The organism is Microcystis sp. LE19-41.2A (assembly GCF_027530405.1).
In the GTDB taxonomy this organism is placed as follows: domain Bacteria; phylum Cyanobacteriota; class Cyanobacteriia; order Cyanobacteriales; family Microcystaceae; genus Microcystis; species Microcystis aeruginosa.
The window spans coordinates 1-7056 of sequence record NZ_JAPZQJ010000451.1 but is presented as its reverse complement, the minus strand read 5'-3'; the positions used below and the strand labels follow the sequence as shown (position 1 = coordinate 7056).

General features: G+C 44.9%; 7 protein-coding genes and 1 other RNA gene. 4 read left to right on the top strand and 4 right to left on the bottom strand.

Annotated features, from left to right (window positions below; genetic code table 11):
- Window positions 1-259 precede the first annotated feature (259 nt).
- Window positions 260-1099 carry a reverse transcriptase-like protein gene (locus O9290_RS19225; RefSeq protein WP_002759672.1) on the bottom strand — a complete coding sequence of 280 codons (840 nt, stop codon included), beginning with the start codon at window positions 1097-1099 and terminating at the stop codon, window positions 260-262.
- 221 nt (window positions 1100-1320) lie between these two features.
- Between O9290_RS19225 and O9290_RS19220 the strand changes: the two genes are divergently transcribed.
- From O9290_RS19220 to O9290_RS19205, 4 genes are all read left to right on the top strand, one after another.
- On the top strand, window positions 1321-1563 hold the full coding sequence (locus tag O9290_RS19220) for an Asr1405/Asl0597 family protein (protein ID WP_002759671.1): 243 nt from the start codon (window positions 1321-1323) through the stop codon (window positions 1561-1563).
- A gap of 44 nt (window positions 1564-1607) precedes the next feature.
- Complete coding sequence (locus tag O9290_RS19215; protein ID WP_002759670.1) at window positions 1608-2183, top strand: (2Fe-2S) ferredoxin domain-containing protein; 576 nt, start codon at window positions 1608-1610, stop codon at window positions 2181-2183.
- 122 nt (window positions 2184-2305) lie between these two features.
- Complete coding sequence (gene purU / locus O9290_RS19210) at window positions 2306-3160, top strand: formyltetrahydrofolate deformylase (RefSeq protein ID WP_002759669.1); 855 nt, start codon at window positions 2306-2308, stop codon at window positions 3158-3160.
- A gap of 113 nt (window positions 3161-3273) precedes the next feature.
- Window positions 3274-3903: a DUF3782 domain-containing protein gene (locus O9290_RS19205; RefSeq protein WP_002759667.1), complete on the top strand. Its 630-nt coding sequence runs from the start codon at window positions 3274-3276 to the stop codon at window positions 3901-3903.
- A gap of 36 nt (window positions 3904-3939) precedes the next feature.
- On the opposite strand, the gene O9290_RS19200 is transcribed toward O9290_RS19205, so the two are convergent.
- From O9290_RS19200 to O9290_RS19190, 3 genes are all read right to left on the bottom strand, one after another.
- Entirely contained in the window at window positions 3940-5211 is a 1272-nt protein-coding gene (locus O9290_RS19200) for an MFS transporter (RefSeq protein ID WP_002759666.1), read from the bottom strand.
- Between the two features lie 9 nt (window positions 5212-5220).
- Window positions 5221-5317: signal recognition particle sRNA small type (gene ffs, locus O9290_RS19195), an RNA gene on the bottom strand.
- An 86-nt stretch (window positions 5318-5403) separates the two neighbouring features.
- Complete coding sequence (locus O9290_RS19190; protein ID WP_002759662.1) at window positions 5404-6540, bottom strand: DUF58 domain-containing protein; 1137 nt, start codon at window positions 6538-6540, stop codon at window positions 5404-5406.
- Between the last annotated feature and the right edge of the window lie 516 nt (window positions 6541-7056).

Here is a 7056-nt window from a genome sequence, read left to right as displayed (position 1 = left end):
GGGGGGGGGGGGGGGGGGGGGGGGAGGGGGGGGTGTGGGGGGTGGGGTGGGGGTGTGGGGGGGGGGGGGGGGGTTGGGGGGGGGGGGGGGGGGGGGGGGGGTTGGGGGGGGGGGGGGGGGGGGTGGGGGGTGGGGGGGGGGGGGGGGGGGGGTGGGGGGTGGGGGGTTGGGGGTGTGGGGTGTGGGGAGGATAAATGAAATGATCTCCTGTCTCCTGTCTCCTGTCTCCTGACTCCTGCCTCCTGTCTCCTGACTACTATTAGGAGCGGCTAATTTCTTCGAGAATAGCCATCGCTTCTGTCACCCTATCCCTAGGGATAAATAAATGATCGTGATAATAACCAGAAATGACATTGACGCTAATTGCTGCTGCGGCCAGTTTCTCGCTAATTACCGCTAAAAATCCCACCGCCGCTAAACTAGAATGCACAGAAAGAGTAATTTGTCTATAAATATATTTGTACTGTAAGTTCTGGCGATCGGCTTGCTGACGGGGAATAATCACCGTTATGCCTTCCTCTTCCTGAAATTGGCAGATAGGGGTTAATTGTAGCTGTTCTAGTCCTGTTGCTGTTAGGGAAGAAAAAACGAATTCTTCGGTATTTAGGACTGGTTTCAGGGATTGGAGCAGAATATCGAGATTAGTTTCGCCTTCCTTTGGTTTTTCTGGCGATTTTTTCGCCGCATCCATACAATGATTGGCAGCAGCGTCAGCCAAACTATTTTTAGCTCGTTCAATCCAGCGCCAGCTAATGCGATCGAATCGGGCAACTAATTGACAAGCACGCTGATAAAAGGGACGTAAACTATCGCTTTTTACCTTCCAGTCTCCCTTAACTTGATTGATGACTAATTGACTGTCTCCACGAATTTCTAGGCTTTTTAAGCCTAATTCTTGAGCTTTTTCCAATCCAATAATCAATCCCGTGTATTCGGCCTCGTTATTAGTGGCTCTCTCCATATATCTAGTCGTGGTCAAGGAATTACCCTCGGCTAAAACTATTACCGCTGCACCGGCTGCTCTCCCCGGATTGCCGCGAGAACCACCATCAAAATAGAGAATTGCTGAATTATCGGTTTTTTGAGCTTTTTTATCCATAATTTTCGTCAATAAATCTTGTTATCTCCATTTTTATCTCTTTGACAATTCTAGGCGGTAGCGATTCCGGGATCGGCAAAGCGGACAAGCAAGATTTTAGCCGATCGCCGCTACCGGGTAACTTTTTTTCTTCAGGTTATTGATAATTATTTGCAGTTGTCGGTTATACTGAGAACATCAGCCTAGAGTTATATTGCTAATAGTTCTCAATTAAAAGCCCCATGAGTACAGACAAATTGCCATCGGAAGGTGAGAAAATCTTCCCTCTTAGTGCTTGGGAGCGCTGGCAGCTCTACCACCGGCTGCAGGCCCTGGACATTGAAGATAAATGCTCGCTCCATAAGCTTTTGCAGGTTCGCATCGATAGCCCCGCTCAACTTTTACAGCTGTGGATTGTCCTGCGACAGGTAGAGGCTTCCCAAAGCTGTTTAATCGGTTGGCAGGAAACCTGTTGGCAGGCATAATCCTTGAGAAAAATTAGCAATCTAAGAGTAAAAAGTGAGAAAGTATGTCAAAATCTGTAACTGCCATGGTTCCCTTTCAAGTGGTCGGTCAATTCCTCGGTTTTGTCCTCAAAGACGGATATAAGGTAAAATACCTGAGAATCAGTGTTGATAAACGAGAATATTGGTTTAAGCCCGAAAAAACACTGCGAGACCACATACCTCTCAATATTGCTCTCCACTCATGGCTAAAAGTGACGGGAGAAAGTAGTCTTTGTTCAAAGAAGGGAAAATTAAAACTGAGGGTACTAGGGATCGAGCATTTATCCGGCGAAAAAACTCCAGAAGTGGCCCCAGCAAAAGCGCAAAAAGCCACCGTCTTAATCTGTCAGAAGTCCGATTGTTGGAAAAATGGCGGTGCGAGAGTCTGCCAAAGGTTAGAGAGTAGTTTAGAGGAAAAAGGACTGGGAGAAGCGGTGAATATTAAATTAACTGGCTGTTTAAAACAGTGCAAAAAAGGGCCGAATCTGGTGGTTATGCCCGATAAAAAGCATTATAATCAGGTAGCTCCCCAAGATGTCCCCTCCCTGATCGAGCGGCATTTTGCCACTTCTGAGCAAGAGAATACTGTATCAGTTTAACCGGAAATTTAATCGGCGATCGCTCTTGACAAATGCTCTTTTATGTGCATCAAAGGGACGAAGTGCCTGAAATTGTAATCAATTAGGGGATAGAAAAAGTCAATTCTTGCCACCGATAATTTATGACTGGTACCACTGCAACCTTGTTAATTTCTTGTCCCGACCAGATTGGTCTGGTGGCGAAAATCGCTAATTTTATCTACGCTAATGGCGGCAATATTATCCACGCCGACCAACACACGGATTTTTCGGCGGGATTGTTTCTGATGCGGATAGAATGGCAATTAGAAGGGTTTAATTTACCCCGTGGGATGATCGAACCAGCTTTCGCCGCTATTGCCAAACCTTTGCAGGCTAGTTGGTCCTTACATTTTTCCGATACTGTCCCGCGTCTAGCTATTTGGGTGACAAAACAGGATCATTGTCTCCTCGATTTATTATGGCGACAACACGGGGGAGAAATTAGGGCAGAAATTCCTTTAATTATTAGCAATCATCCAGAATTACACTCAGTTGCCAATCAATTCGGTATTGAGTTTCATCATATTCCCATTACCGCCGAAACCAAGATTGAACAGGAAGCCAGACAATTAGAGTTACTGCGGGAATACCGGATAGATTTAGTGATTTTAGCTAAATATATGCAGGTTCTCACTCCAGATTTTATTAACTTTTTCCCCAATATTATCAATATTCATCATTCTTTTTTACCGGCTTTTGCCGGAGCTAATCCCTATCAACGGGCTTACGATCGAGGGGTAAAAATTATTGGAGCCACCGCCCATTATATCACTGCCGATCTCGATCAGGGGCCAATTATCGAGCAGGATGTGGTCAGAGTTAGCCATCGCGATACCGTGGGAGATTTAATTCGTCAAGGTAAGGATTTAGAAAGGGTGGTGTTAGCGCGAGCGGTCCGTTTACACTTGCAAAATCGCGTTTTGGTTTACGCTAATCGCACGGTAGTGTTCGCTTAAAATGGGATAAGATGTACTTGACAAAAAAGAGAGCATTGAAGCTTAAAAATTAGGAAGTATCGGCGCGATTGACTAAAATAGCAATAGACCAGATCAGAAGGAAAAAATCATCTATGGCAACCACATCCGAAGACGTATGGCGACTCTTAGCCGAATTAACTGCCGCTCAAAAAGAAACTGACAAACAACTCAAGGAAGTCAGTCAACAACAGAAGGAGACTGAACTACTATTGAAGGAAGTTAGTCAACAACAGAAGGAAAACGCCCAACAACAGAAGAAAACTGACAAACAACTCAAAGAACTGGGCAAACAAATTGGGGGACTTGGTGCCAAATTCGGCAGCTTTACCGAAGGACTTGCCCTTCCTTCAATGGAAACGATTCTCAGACAACGCTTTGGTATGGAAGTTGTTAGTCCTAGTGTGCGAGTCAGTAAAGAAGGACAACACCTAGAAATTGATGTTCTTGCCTATAGCAATGGTGAGCTAAATACCGCTTATATCGTTGAGGTTAAAAGTCATGTTAGACAGGAAGATATTACACAATTAAAAAGTATTTTGCCACGGTTTCGCCGCTTTTTTCCTGAACACAAAGATAAAAAACTCTATGGCATATTAGCGGCGGTTCATGTATCCCCGGAATTACGGGAAAAAATTCTGCAAGAAGGGCTTTATGTGGCTCGGATTCATGACCAAGTATTTGAATTAGATATTCCCGATAATTTTCCACCTCAAACCTATTAAATAACCCTGCCCTAGGAAAAACTTTTTCAGTAAGCTTTATTGTAATTGTCCGCGCAGAGCATAACGATCTTTTTCTAAACCGAAAGCGAAGAGAAAAGAATGGCGTATGGTGGGGTTAGAGAGAGTAAAAAAGAGAAAGAGAGCGATAACAGCTAATCCTGACGATAAACTAAACATAGTTTCGTAGGAAATTGCTAAAACCCCCAGAATTGGACCGGCTAAGGCTGTTCCCACATCAAAACCGCCGATACAGATAGAATAGGCCCGGCCGCGTTCTTGGGGCCCAGAGCGATCGGAGATTAAAGCCAGTAACATAGGGAATAAAATCCCCCCTCCCGTACCTTCGAGGATAGCGGCTAAAATTAAAGCGGAGGAAGATCGGGCAGAAGATAGAACCAACATGGATAAACCATAGCAAAAAACGCTAATAGTGATGAATAAACCCCGTCCATAGCGATCACTGGCTCCTCCCGACAAAATCCGTCCGATTACCCCCGATAGTGCCGCATAACTGTAGAATAGACCGGCACTGAAAGGAATCTGATTTTCGAGGAGAAACAGGGGTAAAAAAGCGACTAAACCGCCGAATAAAGTACCGACCAATAGAAAAACTAAGGTAGGGACTAAAAAAGCTCGCTCTTGACATAATGCCCAAAAACTGCGCTCGATTGTCTGATTTTCTGCCTTCATTTGGGCTAATTTTTTCTTGAAGTCCGGTTCTTGAATGGAGAAACCAAAGAGAAAGGCGATCGCTCCTGAAGCGGCGGAAACTAGAAATAAACCGTTATAACCGATCGATTGGTAGAGATAACTGCCTAAAGCTGGACCGATTCCCATGCCTAGGGGTGCAGTTAAGCTCATATAACCAATTATCTCTCCCCGTTGACGAACGGGGGAAAAATCCACCACTAGGGTACTGTAACCGGTGGTAAAAGCGGCGATACTGAGACCATGGTAGGCGCGGACGGCGAATAAAGAGGAAAGATCGCGAAAAAATAGATAACCGAGGGGTGCGGTAGCGGCGACAATAGTTCCAAATAAAACCACTAATTTGCGACTGCGGCGATCGACTAGATTGCCTAACCAACTGCGCGATAAAATTAAACCGATAGCAAAGGCCCCCATGACAAAACCGATATCTTGTTTGCTACCGCCTAGGGAGTCAATATAGGTGGGGAGAGTGGGGAGGAGAGTGGTAATACTTATCCAGAAAAACAGCGCCGTGACGAAGAGGAAGAGTAGTTGACGACGAGTTTCGGCAGTAAGTGATCGAAAAGTTTTGAAAGCGTTCACAACAGCGACCGTCACAGGCAACAAAAAGACCCGGAGATCACGCCAGTCACAAGCATCCCGTATTGCTGCTACCTTCCGGTCCTGACAAGGTTAAGGCGTTGCGATCGCATGAGTCCGAGTCTTTTCTATCATAACATCTTTTTCGGGGATACGGGCATTTTTTTCTGGAGAATCTCCTCTCAATCTAGACTATGAACGGAAATTTCCTCAACGAGGGGGTTTTTGCAATTGTTGTTGTAGAGAAGTTTCCGGTTCGATCGCCAATCCGCTAAACTGTCGGATTAAGAGTGAAGGACTCTCCCTAGAATCGGCAGCGAGGAAAAATAACCAACGGCTGCCGGGGGTGAGTTGTTCGATGGAATTGAAGTTACTTGTCAACCAAATTACAGGTAAATTAGGCAGATTAGCATTTTTTTGACTAGCTTTTGCCTCTATAGCCGCTAAAGTTTCTAAAATGACCCTTTCCCCCTGAATTAACCCCGTTTCACCGGTCCAGAGTTTCACATTTAGTTGCCGACGATGGGCATAAAAATAGAGGGAAGCAGCGGCAATAATCGCCCGTTCAAACCTGTCTTCTTGCCAATCACAGAGGGTATCGAGACAGATAATCACTTCCTGTCCTCCCGTTAACACTTCTAATTCCCGAATTTGAAATTCTCCCAAACGGGCGCTAGTTTTCCAGTGAATTAAACGGCTAGAATCACCCTGGCGATATTGTCTCAGGTTACGGGTAAGTCCTTGACTAGCCCTTTGATAATAGCGATTATTTTCTAATTTTTGTTCCATCTCTTGACCGAGGGAATCGATTAGGGGACATTGTTGTAAGGGTAAAATTTGGGGATAAACTAAAGCTTTAGCCGCTGCTTGATGACAACGACGACACCAAAATAAACCGAGAGGGGCCGCTGTTCTTAATTGTACTTCTTGCCAGTGATAAATACCCCGTTTACTGGTGGGTAAATAATAAGTCCAATGATGGCAACTTTTGGAGGCAATCGCTTCTATTGCGGTTATTTTTGGCTGATCGAGAACTATAGGCAGGATATCTGTCACTTCTAACAGATTTATCGGCTGATTGCTAGTATTTTCTATCTCTAGGCTAATACTAAGATCGTCTCCCGCACTCACGGGTACAATGGCAAGACGACGCACTTTCAGAGGAAGAAGGGAACGACGGGGTAAAATTATCGATAAAATTAAAACAGCGATCGTCGTGCCAGAGATAGCATACAACCATCCCGCCATGGTATTGGTCGCAGCTCCGAAAAAACAGAGGGTAATGCCAATGATTACCCCCCCACCGTAAGCGGGTAAAATACCGCGATCTTCTAACCAAGTTTTCATAGAGTTTAGTGGTTTTGTCGTCTTTGCTAGAAAGCTAAAAATCAGTCCCACACTTCTAGAATTATCCCAAAAGCCATGATAAACTATCAAGGGGATCGGACTGATCAGCTAAGGGAGTTCTCTTCCTTGCCACTGTTGGGATTTTTCTTAACAAAACTTAACAATTGATGGCAAAATTTTGCTTGCTTTTGTGGGCAGATTTTGCAATAATATTTTAAAAAGAGTTTATTTATAATGGTAATCTGAGCAGTCAGCAATAAACAAAAACATCCCATTGTAAGACAATTATAACCCAAGCCGCTGGCAAAGTCAAGCGCTCACTCCTAATTAGGGTTTGCTGAAAAAGCTTTTCCTGGGGGCAGGGTGTGGGGTGTGGGGTGTGGGGTGTGGGGTGTGGGGTGTGGGGTTTTACCCATTTTCAGGGGGTCAATTACCTAATTTTCAGGGAAAAAGTACCTGAATTTTCCCCCCAATCACTCCAAAGGTCGGCACTTTTTGAGGGAAAACAAGTCTAAA

What these genes read in the sequence shown, in the direction of transcription:
- O9290_RS19225 (WP_002759672.1), bottom strand. Translation starts at nt 1,099, where the DNA reads ATGGATAAAAAAGCTCAAAAAACCGATAATTCAGCAATTCTCTATTTT.
- O9290_RS19220 (WP_002759671.1), top strand. Translation starts at nt 1,321, where the DNA reads ATGAGTACAGACAAATTGCCATCGGAAGGTGAGAAAATCTTCCCTCTT.
- O9290_RS19215 (WP_002759670.1), top strand. Translation starts at nt 1,608, where the DNA reads ATGTCAAAATCTGTAACTGCCATGGTTCCCTTTCAAGTGGTCGGTCAA.
- purU (WP_002759669.1), top strand. Translation starts at nt 2,306, where the DNA reads ATGACTGGTACCACTGCAACCTTGTTAATTTCTTGTCCCGACCAGATT.
- O9290_RS19205 (WP_002759667.1), top strand. Translation starts at nt 3,274, where the DNA reads ATGGCAACCACATCCGAAGACGTATGGCGACTCTTAGCCGAATTAACT.
- O9290_RS19190 (WP_002759662.1), bottom strand. Translation starts at nt 6,540, where the DNA reads ATGAAAACTTGGTTAGAAGATCGCGGTATTTTACCCGCTTACGGTGGG.